We start from the raw sequence: 14,627 nt of genomic DNA, 5'->3' as shown, positions 1-14,627 counted from the left end.
CCCCCGGAGCCCTAATTCCTCGCCTGAGATCGGGGCGTGCAAACAGGCTTTGCCGCACGGTTTTACGCGGCGGCAGCTTGGAACTAATCACTTTGAAAGATGCCGTGCAACTCGTATAAGGCGCGCCCCAATGCCGCGTGTGGCGGGTGCGCCGCAGCAAAATTCCTTGAGCTGGAACATGGCCTTCTCCGCCTCAGACGTCCTGGTGCTCATTCCTGCGCGTCTCGCGGCCTCCCGGCTGCCGGGAAAACCGCTCGCTGACGTGGGCGGACGGCCCATGATCGTCGAGGTTGCGCGACGTGCGGTCGCAGCCGGCATAGGTCGCGTGGCGGTGGCCACCGACGCGGTGGAGATCGCGGACGCGGTGCGCGCCGCCGGGTTCGAGGCGGTGATGACCCGCGCCGACCACCCTTCCGGCTCCGACCGCATCTTCGAGGCGCTCGGCGTGCTGGACCCGGACGGTGCCGTTCAGGTGGTGGTGAATGTGCAGGGCGACCTGCCCACCATCGCGCCCGAGACCATCCGCGCGGCGCTCGCGCCGCTGGAGGAGGGGCCGGCGGATATCGCCACCCTGACCGCCGTCATCACGGAAGAGGGCGAGCGCACGGACCCGAACGTGGTCAAGGTGGTGGGTACGCCGATCGGGGAGAATCGCCTGCGCGCGCTCTATTTCACCCGCGCCACGGCGCCCACCGGTGAGGGGCCGCTCTATCACCACATCGGGCTCTATGCCTATCGCCGCGCCGCGCTGGAGCGCTTCGTGTCGCTGCCACCCTCGCCGCTGGAGAAGCGCGAGCGGCTGGAGCAGTTGCGGGCGCTGGAGGCCGGCATGCGCATCGATGTCGCGGTGGTTGACGCGGTGCCGCTGGGGGTCGATACGCCCGAGCATCTCGAGCGGGCGCGCGCCCTGCTCGCAAGCAACGATAACTGAGGAGCAAGGCATGAACCGCCGCATCGTGTTCCAGGGCGAACCGGGGGCCAATTCCCACATCGCCTGCCGGGAGGTGTTTCCGGACTACGAAGCGGTGCCGTGCCCGACCTTCGAGGACGCCTTCATCGCCGTGGACAACGGATCGGCTGAGCTCGCCATGATCCCCATCGAGAATACGGTGGCGGGGCGCGTGGCGGACATCCACCACCTGATGCCGCGCTCCTCGCTCCAGATCACGGCTGAGTTCTTCCTGCCGCTCTCCCACCAACTCATGGCGGTGAAGGGTGCGAGCCTCTCCACCATCAAGACCGTGCAGAGCCACGTGATGGCGCTCGGCCAGTGCCGCAAGGCCATCCGCACGCTCAATCTCACCGCCGTGGTGGGCGGCGACACCGCCGGCTCCGCCCGCGAGATTGCGGACGCCAAGGACATCACCCGCGCCGCCATCGCCCCCCGCCTCGCGGCGGAGATCTATGGGCTCGACATCCTCGCCGAGAACATCGAGGACGAGGCCCACAACACGACGCGCTTCATCATCCTGAAGCGCGAGGCGGACTGGGCGCCGGCGGGCAATGGCCCGGTGATGACGACCTTCGTGTTCCGCGTGCGCAACGTGCCGGCGGCGCTTTACAAGGCGCTGGGCGGCTTTGCCACCAATGGCGTGAACATGACCAAGCTGGAGAGCTATCAGCTCGACGGCGAGTTCACCGCCACCCAGTTCTATGCGGACGTGGACGGCCATCCGGACGACCGGAACCTGAAGCTCGCCCTGGAGGAACTGGCCTTCTTCTCGCGCGAGATGCGCATTCTGGGCGTCTATCCCGCGCATCCCTTCCGCACCACCCGCTCGCCCAAGCCGGAGGCGTGAGGCGCGCCGCGCCCCTCAGTGGTCAAAGCGGAGCGCAATGCGGGCCCGCCCGCCGCTCTGGCCGAAAGTGACGTGGTCGGAGAGCTTCTGGATCATGTAGGCGCAGAAGGCCGCCACCTCCGCGTCATCGCCCAGAAGGGCCTCGGGCGAGGGGCGGGACTTCGGTGGCTCCAGAACGGCGCCATCATAGAGCAGGAAAACGTCGAGGTGCGTCTCGTCGAAGCGGGCGCGCACCTCCACCTCGCCGGTGGCGATGCTGTTCTCCAGAAGCAGCTCCAGCGCCTGCGCGCCCACCGGAATGGCGGCGGCGATCACGTCGCGCCGCGCACCCCAGAGATCCCCTTGGCGCTCGAGGAAGTCGCGCATGGTCGGGTAGGGATCGGTGCCGAGACCGGCGGTAAAGCCGGATTCCTGCGAGATGCCGATCCGGAAGATGAGGTTGAGCACGATGGCGCAGAAGGCGCCGACGCTCATGGGGGTGGAGACCAGAGGCTGGATCCAGCCCGGAAACTGCCCCTTGATGGGCAGCAGCGCCACGGACAGCGCCGCGAGGATCGACAGGCCCACGAGAAACACCCGCCGCTCGCTGAGACGGCGCGAAAGGATCAGCTCCATGCCCGCCACCAGCAGGTAAGCGGTGGTGTAGATGAGGATGCCACCCACCACCGGGGCGGGAATGAGGGTGAGCGCCACGATGGCCTTCGGGAAGAAGGCGGTGGCGAAGATGAGCGCGCCGGCGACGAAGCCTATGATGCGCGCGGTCGCCCCTGTGGCGAAGGCGAGGCCCACGGCGGATGAGGACAGGCCCGACTGGAAGCCGGAGACGAGGCCGTTCAGCACATTGCCGATGCCGGACGTGGTGACGGCGCGGCTCGCCGCCCGCATGTCCGCCCGCCGCCATTCCGCATCGTTCATCTTTTCCAGCGAGACGGTGATGCTGAGCACGTCCACGATGTTCAGCATCACGCTCAGTGCCGCCAGCGGCAGCAAGGAAGGGGCGATCTCGAAGGCGGGCAGGTGCAGCGAAGGCAGTGCCACGAGCGGCGCCGAGGCAAGCAGCGCCGCGCCGCCCGGCTGCTCGATGCCGAGCCAGGCGGCGAGCGCCCAGCCCGAGGAGGCCCCGATCAGGACGGCGAAGATCTTGATGCGCCGGGGCGTGAAAATGGCGATGCCGACGATGAGCGCCACGGTGACGAGGCTGACGATCAGCGCATTGTCGTCCACCACGCTGCTGCCCCGGTCGAGCCCGAGCGCGCGCCGGAGCGCCGGTTCCGCCAGCGAGATGCCGAGCGTGGTCACCGCGACGCCGCAGACCTCCGGCGGCAGCAGCACCCGAAGCGGGCGAACGATGCGGGCGATGAACAGTTGCGACACGCCCACCAGCAGCGTCATGGCCGCCATGAGTCCGACGCCGCCCAGGGTCAGCGCCTGGATGGCCAGCGGCAAGGCGCCGGGCGAGGGCACATGGACGATGAGATAGCCGCTGCCGACCCGGGAGCGCGCGCACTGGAGCATGGTGGCGATGCCGATGCACAGCGTGCAGGCCGTGAGCACCGCATTGGTCTCGGGCTGCGACAGCCCCACCTGGCTGGCCGCCACCAGCGGATAGATCAGGAAGGTGAGCGCCAGCATGGCGTGCTGGCCCGAGAGGGCGATTAGCGCCCCGGCGGGAACCTTGTCCTCAAGCCCGAACACCAGAGCCGGCGGCCGGCGGCGTGGCCGGTGGGGCGTGCCATGCTCCAGCATCACGATGCGGCGGAGACGGTTGAGGAGCCCCTGCGGTCGCTTGGCTGGCGAGGCGCCCGGAACAGGCGTCATGCGACAGGCTCCCTCACTGGCCGGCTCTGATCCGCACCGATCAGGCGGTGGCGCCTTCCACGAAGGCGCGGATGAGATGGTGGGCGATGGCCACGGGCGGCGGGGCGAACAGGCCGTCCGGGTGGGTGCGCGTCAGCATGGCCGCAGCCTCGGCGCGGTCGAACCAGCGGGCGGCCTCCAGTTCCAGCGGATCGATCACGATGTCCGTGGACGTCGCCTCGGCGAGACAGCCGATCATGAGCGACATGGGGAAGGGCCAGGGCTGGGCGGAATGATAGGCGACCTTGCCCGTGGTGATGCCGGCTTCCTCGAAGGTCTCGCGCCGCACCGCCTCCTCGAAGGTCTCGCCCGGCTCCACGAAGCCGGCAAGACACGACCACATGTTGGGGGCAAAGCGCGGCTGGCGGCCGAGCAGGCACTTGTCGCCGGAATAGGTGAGCATGATCGCCACCGGGTCCGTGCGCGGAAAATGCTGGCCGCCGCAGGAGGGGCAGTCGCGCCGCCAGCCCGCCTCCACCACGCGGGTGGGGGCGCCGCAATTGGAGCAGAAGCGGTGACGCTGGTGCCAGGCGCCCAGCGCCTTGGCGCAGGCGATGGGGCCGAGATGGCGCGCTTCCACGAGGCCGCCCACGGCGACGCTGCGCAGATCTGTGACGATGAGGCCGGCGGCCTCCATGCGCTCGCGATTCTCGACAGGGAAGAAGAGGCCGAAGCGGGGGGCGCCGTCCTCAAGGCCGAGGAAGAGCGGCTCGCTGCCGCCCCAGTCCTGCGCCTCGGGAAGGGAAAACAGGGGGCCGTGGACCTCGCCCTTTCCCGCTTTCAGCGCCACGAGTTCCCCACCAAGGAGATAGGCCTGGGCATCGGACCGCCGGGCGAGGGCGTCCGCCTCGCCCCGACGCTGGGCCGCACGATCGAGGGGATTGCCCACATAGCCGAGAGCCGGCCACGGGCCGAGAGGGGAAGACGAGGACGCGAGCATGGAGCCTGAGAACTGAGGGCGGGAGGCCTGCGCCGGACCGTGGCACGCCGGCCGGATGGAGGCAAGCACCTCAGGGCAGGCGGAGACTGGCCTTGAGCCGGCTCACGAACACGCTCCGGGCATCCTCTCCATAGGGCATTCGCGTGCCGGCCCCGAACACCGGGCCGGGCCAGGCCGCATCGCCCGCCGTGCGGCCGACGATATGCACATGGAGCTGCGGCACCATGTTGCCGAGCGCGGCCACGTTCAGCTTCCGGGCGCCGCTCACCGCCTTCAGCGTGGCGCTCACCGTGGCGATCTCCTCCATCAGCACCGCGCGGTCCTGTGGATCGAGGTCGATGATCTCCACCCGCGCGGGCCGGCGGGGGATCATCACCACCCATGGAAAGCGCGCGTCCTCCACGAGGCGCAGGTGGCAGAGCGGCAGGTCGCCCAGCGCGGGGCCATCGGCGGCAAGGCGGGGATCGAGCGTGAACGAATCGGTCATGGCCGCACTTGAGGAAGAATCGAAAGCCGGCGCAAGGCGGGCTTGCCATTCGGCGCGCGGGCGACGATATAGGGGCCGGGAGGTTGGCGGTGGACGAGCCACTCGCCAACCGGGTCAGGTCCGGAAGGAAGCAGCCCCAACGAGCCCGGTCTCGGGTCTCTGTCCAGCCTCCCACCTTCTCCACGCATGGGCGTCTCATGTTCCAGTGGATGACGCGGGCCCGCCGGCCCGAACAGAGCGCGGCCATCGTGCTCATCGTCACCTCGGTGACGGCAGCCGTGCGCTTCCCCCATGACACGACAACCGATCTGGCGTTCTGCGCGATCGCCCTTGCGCTCGGGATCGGTGGCGCGTGGGCGCTGCTGCGGTTCGGTCGGTCGCGGGACGGGGCGTGAATATCCGTGCGGCGGATGGGCATGGCCCGCGCCGGAATGATATGAAGGCGCCATGAGCGCCGACACCCCCGAAGATATGCCCGCCTTCGACCTGCCCGCCGCGACGCCCGCTCCGGCGCCGCAGGCCACGCCCTATCGCGTGCTGGCGCGCAAATACCGGCCGCAGAATTTCGACGACCTGATCGGCCAGGAAGCCATGGTGCGGACGCTCTCCAATGCGTTCGCATCCGGCCGCATCGCGCAGGCCTATATCCTCACGGGCGTTCGCGGCGTCGGCAAGACGACCACCGCCCGCATCCTCGCCCGCGCCCTCAATTACGAGCCCATGGACGGCAGCCCCGGCGGCCCCTCGCTCGACCTCTCTGTGTTCGGCAAGCACTGCAAGGACATCATCGAATCGCGCCATGTGGACGTGATGGAGATGGACGCCGCGTCCAACACCTCCATCAACGACATCCGCGAGATCATCGAAGGCTCGCGCTACCGCCCGGTGATGGCCCGCTACAAGGTCTACATCATCGACGAGGTGCACATGCTCTCCACGGCGGCCTTCAACGGGCTGCTGAAGACGCTGGAAGAGCCGCCAGAGCATGTGAAATTCATCTTCGCCACCACCGAAATCCGCAAGGTGCCCGTCACCGTGCTCTCCCGCTGCCAGCGCTTCGATCTGCGGCGCGTGGAGGCGGGCGTCCTGGCGGCGCACCTGTCGCGCATCTGCGCGAAGGAAAACGTCTCGGTGGATGCCGAGGCGCTCTCAATCGTGTCCCGCGCGGCCGAAGGCTCGGTGCGCGATTCGCTCTCGCTGCTCGATCAGGCCATTGCCCATGGCGGCGGCGCGGTGACGGGCGAGGAGGTCCGCCGCCTGCTGGGCCTTGCGGACAAGGCGCGCGTCATCGATCTGTTCGAGGCGCTGATGAAGGGCGACATGCCCCGTGCGCTGGCCGAATTCCGCGATCAGTATGATTCGGGCGCCGATCCGGCGGTGATCCTCACGGACCTCGCCGAATTCACCCATCTGGTGACCCGCCTCAAGATCGTGCCGGACAGCGCCGCCGACGCCTCGCTGGTGGAGGCCGAGCGCATCCGCGGCGTGGAGATGGCGGAGGCCCTGTCCATGCGCGTGCTCTCGCGCACCTGGCAGATGCTGACCAAGGGCATCGCCGAAGTGCAGCAGGCGGCCAAGCCCGCGCAGGCCGCCGAAATGGTGCTGGTGCGCCTCGCCTATGCCGCCGATCTGCCGACGCCCGACGAGGCGTTGCGCAAGCTCAGGGACATGCCGGCGCCGGAGGCCTCCGCGCCCCCGTCTCCGCCTTCGGGTGGCGGCGGTGGAATGGGCGGCGGGGCGATGACCGCCATGGCCGCCGGCGGTGGCGCCCGCCTCTCGGTGGCGGCCCGCTCGGAGCCCGCGCCCCAGCGGGTGGCGGCGGAGCCCGTCGCCGTGGCCGGCCCGCAGCTTGCGAGCCTCGCGGATGTGGTGGCGCTCGCCACCCAGAAGCGAGACCTCATGCTCAAGCATGCGGTGGAAAGTCATGCCCGCCTCGTGCATTTCGAGGAAGGGCGCATCGAGATCTCCATGGCGCCGGGCGGCGATCCGAACCTCGTTCAGGATCTCTCCCGCAAGCTTGCCGAATGGACCGGCCGCCGGTGGCTGGTGTCGCTCTCCTCCAAACAGGGCGAGGCGACGATTGCGGAAATCGCCCGTGCCGCCCGCGAGGAGCGGGAGGACGGCATCCGGGCCGAGCCTCTGGTGGCGGCCGTGCTCTCCCAATTCCCCGGTGCGCAGATCGTGGACGTGCGCATCAAGGAAGAGGTGCCGGAAGCCACCCTGGCACCGGTGGAGGAAGTCGACTCGGGCCCCGATGCCGACGAGGACGGGCTTTCACCCTTCGACTGACGGCGGAGGACGCCGCCGTCGCTTGTAAATCCGGCTCCGGTGGGGTGCCAGATTGGTGCGTGAAGAGATCTTTGCTTCCCTGACGCTCCGCGTCGTGCGGGGCGCCGGGGACCGTTCCGGCCCGGTCGTGGTCACCTTTGAACCCTATGCGGATTTCCCGTCGCTGGACCGCGCGGGATTTGGTGCGGCCTTCTTCGCGCAGCAGGGCATCGAGGCCTTCCATGTCATCCCGGCGCGCAATGACTGGTATCAAGATGCGGACATGCCGGCAGCGCTCGCGGTGATACGGGCGGCGGTGGGCGAGGGACGTCGTCTCGCCACCTATGGCAGCAGCATGGGCGGCTATGCCGCCTATCGTTTCTCGGGCCGCCTCCGGGCGGACGTAGTGCTGGCCTGTTCGCCGCAATATTCCGTCGATCCCGCAAGGGTGCCATGGGAGAAGCGCTGGAAGCGGGCTGCCGAAGGCTTGCGCTTTCCGTTCGATGCCGAGCCGGTGCGGCGGGAGGCGATGGCTTATCTATTCTATGATCCCCGCACGGCCGACCGTCGCCATGCCCGTCTGATCGGGCGGGAGATGCCGGTGTGCCATGTCCGTCTGCCCCATGCGGGCCATCCCTGCCTGCCGCTGCTGCGGGAAATGGGGCTGCTGGGGCCCACGGTGGAGGCGGTGGTCCGGGGGACGTTCGATCCGCAGGCTCTGGAGGCGGAGGTGCGCGAACGCAGCGATCGGTCGCCGCGCTATCTCATGCACAAGGCGCTGGCCCTGCCGCGGGTCTTGCGTGGGCGCCGTGTGCGCCTGCTGGACAGGGCGCTGGCGCTGGCCCCCGACGATCCGTGGGTTTCGCTCACCTATGGCTGGGTGCTGGCCTCCCATCGGGACTGGGACAAGGCGGATGCCCGCTTCCGCAAGGCGCTTGCGCTGTCGCCGGACGATCCGAGCCTGCTCTATGTGTACCGGCGCTTTCTGGAACGCGCAGGCCGCCACGCCGAGGCGCTGGCCGTGCAGGAAGCGATCGTGCACCGCTTTCCCGAGGCCATCGCCCATGTGGCGGAACTCGATCGGGTCCGGGCGCAACAGGCCCGCAAGGGACTGCTCAAGCGGCTCATCGCCGCGCTGCCCGGCCGGGGCTCGCACACAGCCCGGCCTTGAATGCGCCCCGCCGCCGACCTATGGCCTTTGTCCTGAACATGCCGGTGCGCTCCGCGCGGCCGGCCACACCGTGACCGGAACCGGGAGACCCTGACGATGCGCGACCTCATGGGCATGATGAAGCAGGCCAAGGAACTTCAGGGCCGGATGCAGCAGGTACAGGAGGAACTGGAGAATACCGAGGTGGACGGTGCCTCCGGCGGCGGGCTCGTCACCGTGCGGGTGAGCGCCAAGGGCGCCACCAAGTCCGTGCGCATCGACCCGAGCCTCATGAAGCCGGAAGAGGTGGAGATCCTCGAAGACCTCATCGTCGCCGCGCTGGCGGACGCCCGCGCCAAGGCCGAGAAGGTGATGGCCGAGAAGATGCAGGAACTGACCGGCGGCCTGCCGCTGCCTCCCGGCCTCAAGCTGTTCTGATCGCTTTCAGCGCCGGAATGCGGCGGGGTCGAAGAAGAGCCCCGCCTTGAGGCTCTCGGCGATGCGCTCCGCCTTGTCCACGAAAAGGACGGCCAGTTCGGGCGTGAACATCTCGCCCGTGGTCTGCCGCCACAGCGCCAGCCAGTCGCCGAACAGGTCCGGCGTCAGCGGCAGGGCGCGGTGCATGGCGAGCGGATTGCCCTTGTACTGGCGGCTCGCCAGCATGATGGAGCCCCAGAATGCGTTGAGCGTCGCCATGTGCTCGGGCCAGTCGTCCACCGCCGCGTTGAAGACCAGGCCGAGCCGTTCGTGCGCTCGCGCCTTCGCATAGAAGCGGTCCAGCAGGTCCGCGATGGTCTGCGGCGTGACGTGATCGTGCATCAGGAGGCCACTTGGGCGGGGGGAGCCTCGCCGCGGCCCTGGATCAGCGCGGCGATGAGATCGCCCTGGCTGACCACGCCGGCGAGCTGGCCTTTGTCGTCCACCACCGGAATGTGGTGCATCCCGCTCTGCGACATGAGCGGCACGAGGGCGGCGACGCGCATCTCGGCGGTGACGGCGGTGACCGGCGTGCTCATGATCTCCTCCACCGTTCCATCCGGCGCCCGCCCGGCGCGGAGAGCCGCGCTGACGCGCCTGCCGAAGCCGAGGCGCGGGCCTTTATGGTCCCAGTCCACCTTGTCCAGCAAGTCGGTCTGGGTGAGGACGCCGATCACCTCCGCCTTGTCGCTGGTGACCGGCAGCACCTTGGTCCGGCCGGACCGCAACAGTTCCATGGCCTCCAGAATGGGGGTGGCGGGAGAGACCGCGAGCACGTGCCGCGTCATGATGTCTCCGCAGGTGAGCCCGTCCGAGCGCCGATCGAACGCGCGGAGCTGGGCGCGGTGCAGGATGTCCTCGAGGTCGGACGGGTCCACGTCGATCAGTTCGTCCGCCTCCCGCAGGGCGGCGATGATGTCCTGATGGGCGAAGGTGGCCGCGCGGGCCTCCTGCGCCGCCGGGGCCGGCGTCTTGAGCGGGGCGAGGTGCGGATAGCGCCGGCGCGTGAGGTTGTTGTAGGCGATGGCGACCGAGAGGATGACCAGCGAATTCACCATCACCGGCCACAAGACGAACGCATAGCCGAGCTTGGTCACCGCCGGGCCGCCCACCACCGCGGTGAGCGCCACCGCCCCGCTGGGCGGATGCACGCAGCGCAGCGCCAGCATGAGCGCAATGGCCCCGCCCACGCCGACGCCTCCGGCGAGGAAGGGATCGGGGATCCACATGGTGGCGGTGACGCCGACGGTGGAGGCCACCAGATTCCCGCCGAGGATCGACCAGGGCTGCGCGAGCGGGCTCGACGGCACGGCGAACAGCAGCACGGCGGACGCGCCCATGGGGGCGATGAGCAGCGGCACGGCGGAGCCCGAGCCGAGCGCGAGACGGGTGATGAAGCCGGTCAGGAAGATGCCGAGCAGCGCCCCGCAGGCGGCGCGGACCTGCTCGGACGGGCTCACCGGCCCGATGGGCGGAATGAGCCGCTTCAGGGTTTCGAGCATGGGGCGCCTCCCGTTCGGCTTGTTTGTTGCCCAATGAATTAGCAGGAAGCCTGATCCGTGGGCAACATTGGCATACGTAATGCCAATGCCTTGGTGCGGCTGGCTGGTCCCGGATTGGCGCTCCGGCGGGTGGCGCGCTACATGACGGGAAGCCGATTTGTGAAAGTGTGCCGCTGATGTCCCGTGCCGTGGCCGGTCCCGAGATCGAACGCCTCATCCAGCTTCTGGGCCGCCTGCCGGGTCTCGGCCCGCGCTCGGCCCGCCGGGCGACGCTGCATCTCATCAAGAAGCGCGAGACGCTGATGGCCCCCCTCGGCCTCGCCTTGCAGGACGTGCTCGGCAAGATCGTCGAGTGTCAGGTGTGTGGGAACGTGGACGTGCGCGACCCTTGCACCGTGTGCACGGACATCCATCGCGATTCGAGCGTGCTCGTGGTGGTGGCGGAGGTAGCGGACCTCTGGGCGCTGGAGCGGGCCAACGCCATCAACGCCAAGTATCATGTGCTCGGCGGCGTGCTCTCGCCGCTCGACGGCGTAGGCCCGGATGACCTCAATCTGACAAAGCTCGTTGAGCGCGTGGGGGCGGGCGGCGTCAACGAGGTGATCCTCGCGCTCGGCGCCACCGTGGATGCTCAGACCACCGCCCATTATGTCACCGATCTGCTGCGGGAGACCGGCGTGAAGGTCACGCGCCTTGCCCATGGCGTGCCGGTGGGCGGGGAGCTGGATCATCTGGATGAAGGCACGCTCTCCGCCGCCATCCGCGCCCGCACGGCGCTCTGACCCTCAAAACAGAACCGGCCGGGTTTCCCCGGCCGGCTGGTCACGCGATGACTGGTCGCGTCAGCGGGTGGCGAGTTCGCCCACCACGGTGAAGCGGCGCACGGCGCGGGTGTTCTCGATGCGGCCGAGCAGCTTCAGCGCCACGAAGGTGAAGATGGGCTCGCACAGCACCAGCGGCAGGTAGGAGGCGGCGAACAGCGCCCAGTCATGAACCGGGGTCGCTTCCTCGCCGAAGGCCAGCCAGAAGCCGACCATGCTGACCACGCCCGCATAATAGGCCGCATCGAACTTCAGGATCTGCGCCCAGGAGACGGGGAGCTTGCTCTCGTCGCGGGCGAAGAAGCGCTTGCCGAAGGTCTCGTGCACGGCGATCAGCGGCACCATGAGCGAGAGGCTGTTCACGCCGAGATGGACGAGGTCCTGCGGCTCGAACAGCGCGCCCTGAAGCAGCAGGCCGAGGGCGAAGCCGAACAGCGTCGGCACGAAGCCGAAGATGAAGTAGACGGCCGAGGCGCCGACGAAATGCAGCTCCGAGGCACCCACGGGCAGGTGGTAGAGCTCCATGAAAACCGAGAAAAAGCCGGCGGCGAGCACCGTCTTCACCAGTTCGGTGGGCGCCCGCACGAGCCTGGGGGCGTAGACACCCAGGGTCGCGAGCGCGGCGGCGTTGGCGGCGACGACCTTGGCGGCCGACAGGATGCCGGGTTCGATATGCATGGGAAAATTCCGGATGAAAGAGAACGGGTCAGGGGGCGCGCGCTTTGGCGCGGCACGCACGCGCGGCGGCTCAGGCGCTGTCGGTCGTCATGTCCACCCCCATCCGTCCCGCCGACGGCTTCGAGTTCAGTTGCGGGAAGGCAGGTCTCCTGGCTCGCGTCCTGTCCGCGATCGCCTTCCGGGGCGTGCCCGTGGCATGAGGATCGCGTCTTCGGCCGCTTACAGTTGCGGGGGCAGCTCCGGCCTGGGCCTTGTGGCCGCACCGGATTCCCTTTTCACGGTCCCTAAGGGCCGCACCTTCCCGATGACACCTTAGCCAAGCCGATGCCGCGCCGCCACCTTTACGTCAGCTGCGGCAGGCTCAGCCCACCAGATCGAACCACTCGTCCTCGGTGATGGTCTTCACCCCGAGGCTGCGGGCCTTCTCCAGCTTGGAGCCCGCGCCGGGGCCAGCGACCAGAAGGTCGGTCTTGCCGGAGACCGAGCCGGCGACCTTGGCGCCGAGGCGCTCGGCCATGGCTTTGGCCTCGTCGCGGGTCATGCGCTCCAAGGATCCGGTGAAGACCACGGTCTTGCCCGAGACGGGCGACGTTGAGGCGACGGCCTCCAGCGGCTGGGGGGTGACTTCCTTCAGCAGCTCTTCCACGACCTGCCGGTTGTGCGGCTCGCGGAAGAACTCCACCACCGCCTCGGCCACCACGGCGCCGATGCCGTCGATGTCCGTCATCTCCTGCCACACCTCATTGCCCTGCGGCTTGCGGCGGCGGGTGGGCGGGGTCTCCTCGGAGGCCTCCTCCATCTCGGTGGGCATCTCGGCGCCGATGGCGGCATCGCGCAGGGCCTCCACCGAGCCGTAATGGCGGGCGAGCCGCTTGGCATTGGTCTCGCCCACATGGCGGATGCCGAGGGCGAAGATGAAGCGGTCGAGCGCGATGGTGCGCCGGGCCTCGATGGCGGCGAAGAGGTTCTGCGCCGAGGTCTTGCCCCAGCCCTCGCGGTTTTCCAGCTTCGAGAGCGACTGTTCGTTGCGGGCCTGGAGGCGGAAGATGTCGGCCGGCTCCGCGATCAGCTTCCACTCATAGAAAGCGTGGGCCTGTTTCTCCCCCAGACCCTCGATGTCGAAGGCGTTGCGGGAGACGAAGTGGCGCAGCCGCTCCACCGCCTGCGCCGGGCAGATGAGGCCGCCGGTGCAGCGGCGCACCGCATCCTGCTTGCCGGTCTTGGGGTCCACCTCGCGCACCGCCTGGCTGTTGCAGACGGGGCAGTGGTGCGGGAACTGATAGGCCGTGGCCCCGGCCGGGCGCTTGTCCAGCACCACGGAGACCACCTGCGGGATCACATCGCCGGCGCGCTGGACCACCACGGTGTCGCCGACGCGGATGTCGATGCCCTCGCGGATCTCTTCGCCATTGCCGCCGATGGCGCGGATGTAATCCTCATTGTGCAGCGTCGCGTTGGAGACGACGACGCCGCCCACGGTGACGGGCGTGAGCTTCGCCACCGGCGTGAGCGCCCCGGTGCGGCCGACCTGGATCTCGATGGCCTCGATGACCGTGGTCGCCTGCTCGGCGGCGAACTTGTGGGCGATGGCCCAGCGCGGCGAGCGGGAGACGAAGCCGAGGCGCTCCTGAAGCGCGAGGCTGTCCACCTTGTAGACCACGCCGTCGATGTCATAGCCGAGGCTCGCGCGCTCCGCCCCGATCTTCCGGTAATGGGCCAGCAGCCCCGCCGCATCGGTGACGCGGATGGTGAGCGGATTCGTGGGCAGGCCGAAGCGCCGGAAGGCGTCCACCACCTCATGCTGGCTGGCACCGGGCGGACCGGGCTCGGCCTGCCCCCAGGCATAAGCGAAGAAGCGCAAGGGGCGCGACCGGGTGATTTCGGGATCGAGCTGGCGCAGCGAGCCCGCCGCCGCATTGCGCGGATTGGCGAACACCGGCTTGCCGGCCTCCGCCTGCCGGGCATTGAGGGCGAGGAAGTCCGCCTTGCCCATATAGACCTCGCCCCGGATGTCGATGACGTCCGGCACGCCCGCGCCCGTCAGGCGATGGGGGATTTCCGCAATGGTCCGCACGTTGGCGGTCACGTCCTCGCCCTGCGTCCCGTCGCCGCGCGTGGCCGCCCGCACCAGAACGCCGCCCTCGTAGCGCAGGGAGCAGGACAAACCGTCGATCTTCGGCTCGGCCGTGAAGGCGAGTTCCGCGCTCTCGGCCAAATTGAGGAAGCGCCGCACGCGGGCCACGAACTCCTCCACCTCCTCGTCGGAGAAGGCGTTCTGGAGCGAGAGCATAGGCACCTGATGGACCACCTTGGCGAATTTCGCCGAAGGCGCCGCGCCCACCTTGCGCGAGAGGCTGTCGTCATTCTTGAGCGCTGGGAAGCGCGCCTCGATGTCCTCATAGCGCCGCCGTAGCCGGTCGTAATCGGCATCCGAAATGACCGGCGCGTCCTCCTGATAGTAGCGCGCGTCATGGGACGCGATCTCCTGCGAGAGGGCGGCATGCTCGTCGGAGGCCTCGGTCGCCGAGAGGTCGGAGACGGCCTTGTCGCGGGTCGGAAGGGCGGGGCGGTTCGCGGTCATGGACGTCTTTTTGCTGGAAGCCGCCCGGTTCAGCAATGGGCGCCTGCAACTGGCGATTGTCTCTTTT

At 68.9% G+C, this 14,627-nt stretch carries 14 protein-coding genes, 1 other RNA gene and 1 riboswitch; of the genes, 8 read left to right on the top strand and 7 right to left on the bottom strand.

Features of this window, described 5'->3' with window-relative positions; translation table 11 throughout:
* Positions 1–178: 178 nt before the first annotated feature.
* A complete protein-coding gene (locus DFO45_RS10205) occupies positions 179–931 on the top strand; it encodes a 3-deoxy-manno-octulosonate cytidylyltransferase (protein WP_133864747.1) in 753 nt (250 codons plus the stop codon).
* Positions 932–941: 10 nt separating this feature from the next.
* Positions 942–1,799 carry a prephenate dehydratase gene (locus DFO45_RS10200; RefSeq protein WP_012168669.1) on the top strand — a complete coding sequence of 286 codons (858 nt, stop codon included), beginning with the start codon at positions 942–944 and terminating at the stop codon, positions 1,797–1,799.
* Positions 1,800–1,814: 15 nt separating this feature from the next.
* Here the strand turns inward: DFO45_RS10200 and DFO45_RS10195 are convergent, their stop codons facing one another.
* From DFO45_RS10195 to DFO45_RS10185, 3 genes are all read right to left on the bottom strand, one after another.
* Positions 1,815–3,617 (bottom strand): solute carrier family 23 protein, encoded by a 1,803-nt coding sequence (locus tag DFO45_RS10195; protein WP_133864746.1) that lies wholly within the window; start codon positions 3,615–3,617, stop codon positions 1,815–1,817.
* A gap of 40 nt (positions 3,618–3,657) precedes the next feature.
* Positions 3,658–4,596: an NAD(+) diphosphatase gene (gene nudC, locus DFO45_RS10190; RefSeq protein WP_133864745.1), complete on the bottom strand. Its 939-nt coding sequence runs from the start codon at positions 4,594–4,596 to the stop codon at positions 3,658–3,660.
* A 70-nt stretch (positions 4,597–4,666) separates the two neighbouring features.
* Positions 4,667–5,083 carry an HIT family protein gene (locus DFO45_RS10185; RefSeq protein ID WP_133864744.1) on the bottom strand — a complete coding sequence of 139 codons (417 nt, stop codon included), beginning with the start codon at positions 5,081–5,083 and terminating at the stop codon, positions 4,667–4,669.
* A gap of 77 nt (positions 5,084–5,160) precedes the next feature.
* On the opposite strand from DFO45_RS10185, the gene ffs reads away from it, so the two are divergent.
* From ffs to DFO45_RS10160, 5 genes are all read left to right on the top strand, one after another.
* An RNA gene (gene ffs / locus DFO45_RS10180) (signal recognition particle sRNA small type) lies at positions 5,161–5,259 on the top strand.
* A gap of 21 nt (positions 5,260–5,280) precedes the next feature.
* Complete coding sequence (locus DFO45_RS10175) at positions 5,281–5,478, top strand: hypothetical protein (protein ID WP_043878717.1); 198 nt, start codon at positions 5,281–5,283, stop codon at positions 5,476–5,478.
* A gap of 52 nt (positions 5,479–5,530) precedes the next feature.
* Complete coding sequence (locus DFO45_RS10170; protein WP_133864743.1) at positions 5,531–7,372, top strand: DNA polymerase III subunit gamma/tau; 1,842 nt, start codon at positions 5,531–5,533, stop codon at positions 7,370–7,372.
* Positions 7,373–7,427: 55 nt separating this feature from the next.
* Positions 7,428–8,522: a tetratricopeptide repeat protein gene (locus DFO45_RS10165; protein ID WP_133864742.1), complete on the top strand. Its 1,095-nt coding sequence runs from the start codon at positions 7,428–7,430 to the stop codon at positions 8,520–8,522.
* 96 nt (positions 8,523–8,618) lie between these two features.
* The gene (locus DFO45_RS10160) at positions 8,619–8,939 is read left to right on the top strand and encodes a YbaB/EbfC family nucleoid-associated protein (RefSeq protein ID WP_012168675.1); all 321 of its coding nucleotides are present in this window, start codon (positions 8,619–8,621) and stop codon (positions 8,937–8,939) included.
* A gap of 6 nt (positions 8,940–8,945) precedes the next feature.
* Here DFO45_RS10160 and DFO45_RS10155 read toward each other — a convergent pair whose 3' ends face one another.
* Entirely contained in the window at positions 8,946–9,320 is a 375-nt protein-coding gene (locus DFO45_RS10155; protein ID WP_133864741.1) for a group III truncated hemoglobin, read from the bottom strand.
* Positions 9,320–10,480, bottom strand: a complete 1,161-nt coding sequence (locus tag DFO45_RS10150; RefSeq protein ID WP_133864740.1) for an HPP family protein — start codon at positions 10,478–10,480, stop codon at positions 9,320–9,322. The genes DFO45_RS10155 and DFO45_RS10150 overlap by 1 nt, the downstream gene beginning before the upstream one ends.
* 176 nt (positions 10,481–10,656) lie before the next feature.
* Between DFO45_RS10150 and recR the strand changes: the two genes are divergently transcribed.
* The gene (gene recR / locus DFO45_RS10145; protein WP_012168678.1) at positions 10,657–11,262 is read left to right on the top strand and encodes a recombination mediator RecR; all 606 of its coding nucleotides are present in this window, start codon (positions 10,657–10,659) and stop codon (positions 11,260–11,262) included.
* 60 nt (positions 11,263–11,322) lie between these two features.
* Here the strand turns inward: recR and DFO45_RS10140 are convergent, their stop codons facing one another.
* Positions 11,323–11,979, bottom strand: a complete 657-nt coding sequence (locus DFO45_RS10140; protein ID WP_133864739.1) for an energy-coupling factor ABC transporter permease — start codon at positions 11,977–11,979, stop codon at positions 11,323–11,325.
* 121 nt (positions 11,980–12,100) lie between these two features.
* Positions 12,101–12,295: riboswitch (cobalamin riboswitch) on the bottom strand.
* 45 nt (positions 12,296–12,340) lie between these two features.
* Positions 12,341–14,560: an NAD-dependent DNA ligase LigA gene (gene ligA, locus DFO45_RS10135; protein ID WP_133864738.1), complete on the bottom strand. Its 2,220-nt coding sequence runs from the start codon at positions 14,558–14,560 to the stop codon at positions 12,341–12,343.
* Positions 14,561–14,627: the final 67 nt, after the last annotated feature.

It is taken from the genome of Azorhizobium sp. AG788, from assembly GCF_004364705.1.
GTDB classification, from domain to species: Bacteria; Pseudomonadota; Alphaproteobacteria; order Rhizobiales; family Xanthobacteraceae; genus Azorhizobium; species Azorhizobium caulinodans.
This window is presented reverse-complemented; position numbering and strand designations above follow the sequence as displayed.

Coding starts and splice junctions, on each gene's coding strand:
- DFO45_RS10205 (WP_133864747.1), top strand. CDS start 179: ATGGCCTTCTCCGCCTCAGACGTCCTGGTGCTCATTCCTGCGCGTCTC.
- DFO45_RS10200 (WP_012168669.1), top strand. CDS start 942: ATGAACCGCCGCATCGTGTTCCAGGGCGAACCGGGGGCCAATTCCCAC.
- DFO45_RS10195 (WP_133864746.1), bottom strand. CDS start 3,617: ATGACGCCTGTTCCGGGCGCCTCGCCAGCCAAGCGACCGCAGGGGCTC.
- nudC (WP_133864745.1), bottom strand. CDS start 4,596: ATGCTCGCGTCCTCGTCTTCCCCTCTCGGCCCGTGGCCGGCTCTCGGC.
- DFO45_RS10185 (WP_133864744.1), bottom strand. CDS start 5,083: ATGACCGATTCGTTCACGCTCGATCCCCGCCTTGCCGCCGATGGCCCC.
- DFO45_RS10175 (WP_043878717.1), top strand. CDS start 5,281: ATGTTCCAGTGGATGACGCGGGCCCGCCGGCCCGAACAGAGCGCGGCC.
- DFO45_RS10170 (WP_133864743.1), top strand. CDS start 5,531: ATGAGCGCCGACACCCCCGAAGATATGCCCGCCTTCGACCTGCCCGCC.
- DFO45_RS10160 (WP_012168675.1), top strand. CDS start 8,619: ATGCGCGACCTCATGGGCATGATGAAGCAGGCCAAGGAACTTCAGGGC.
- DFO45_RS10155 (WP_133864741.1), bottom strand. CDS start 9,320: ATGCACGATCACGTCACGCCGCAGACCATCGCGGACCTGCTGGACCGC.
- DFO45_RS10150 (WP_133864740.1), bottom strand. CDS start 10,480: ATGCTCGAAACCCTGAAGCGGCTCATTCCGCCCATCGGGCCGGTGAGC.
- recR (WP_012168678.1), top strand. CDS start 10,657: ATGTCCCGTGCCGTGGCCGGTCCCGAGATCGAACGCCTCATCCAGCTT.
- DFO45_RS10140 (WP_133864739.1), bottom strand. CDS start 11,979: ATGCATATCGAACCCGGCATCCTGTCGGCCGCCAAGGTCGTCGCCGCC.
- ligA (WP_133864738.1), bottom strand. CDS start 14,560: ATGACCGCGAACCGCCCCGCCCTTCCGACCCGCGACAAGGCCGTCTCC.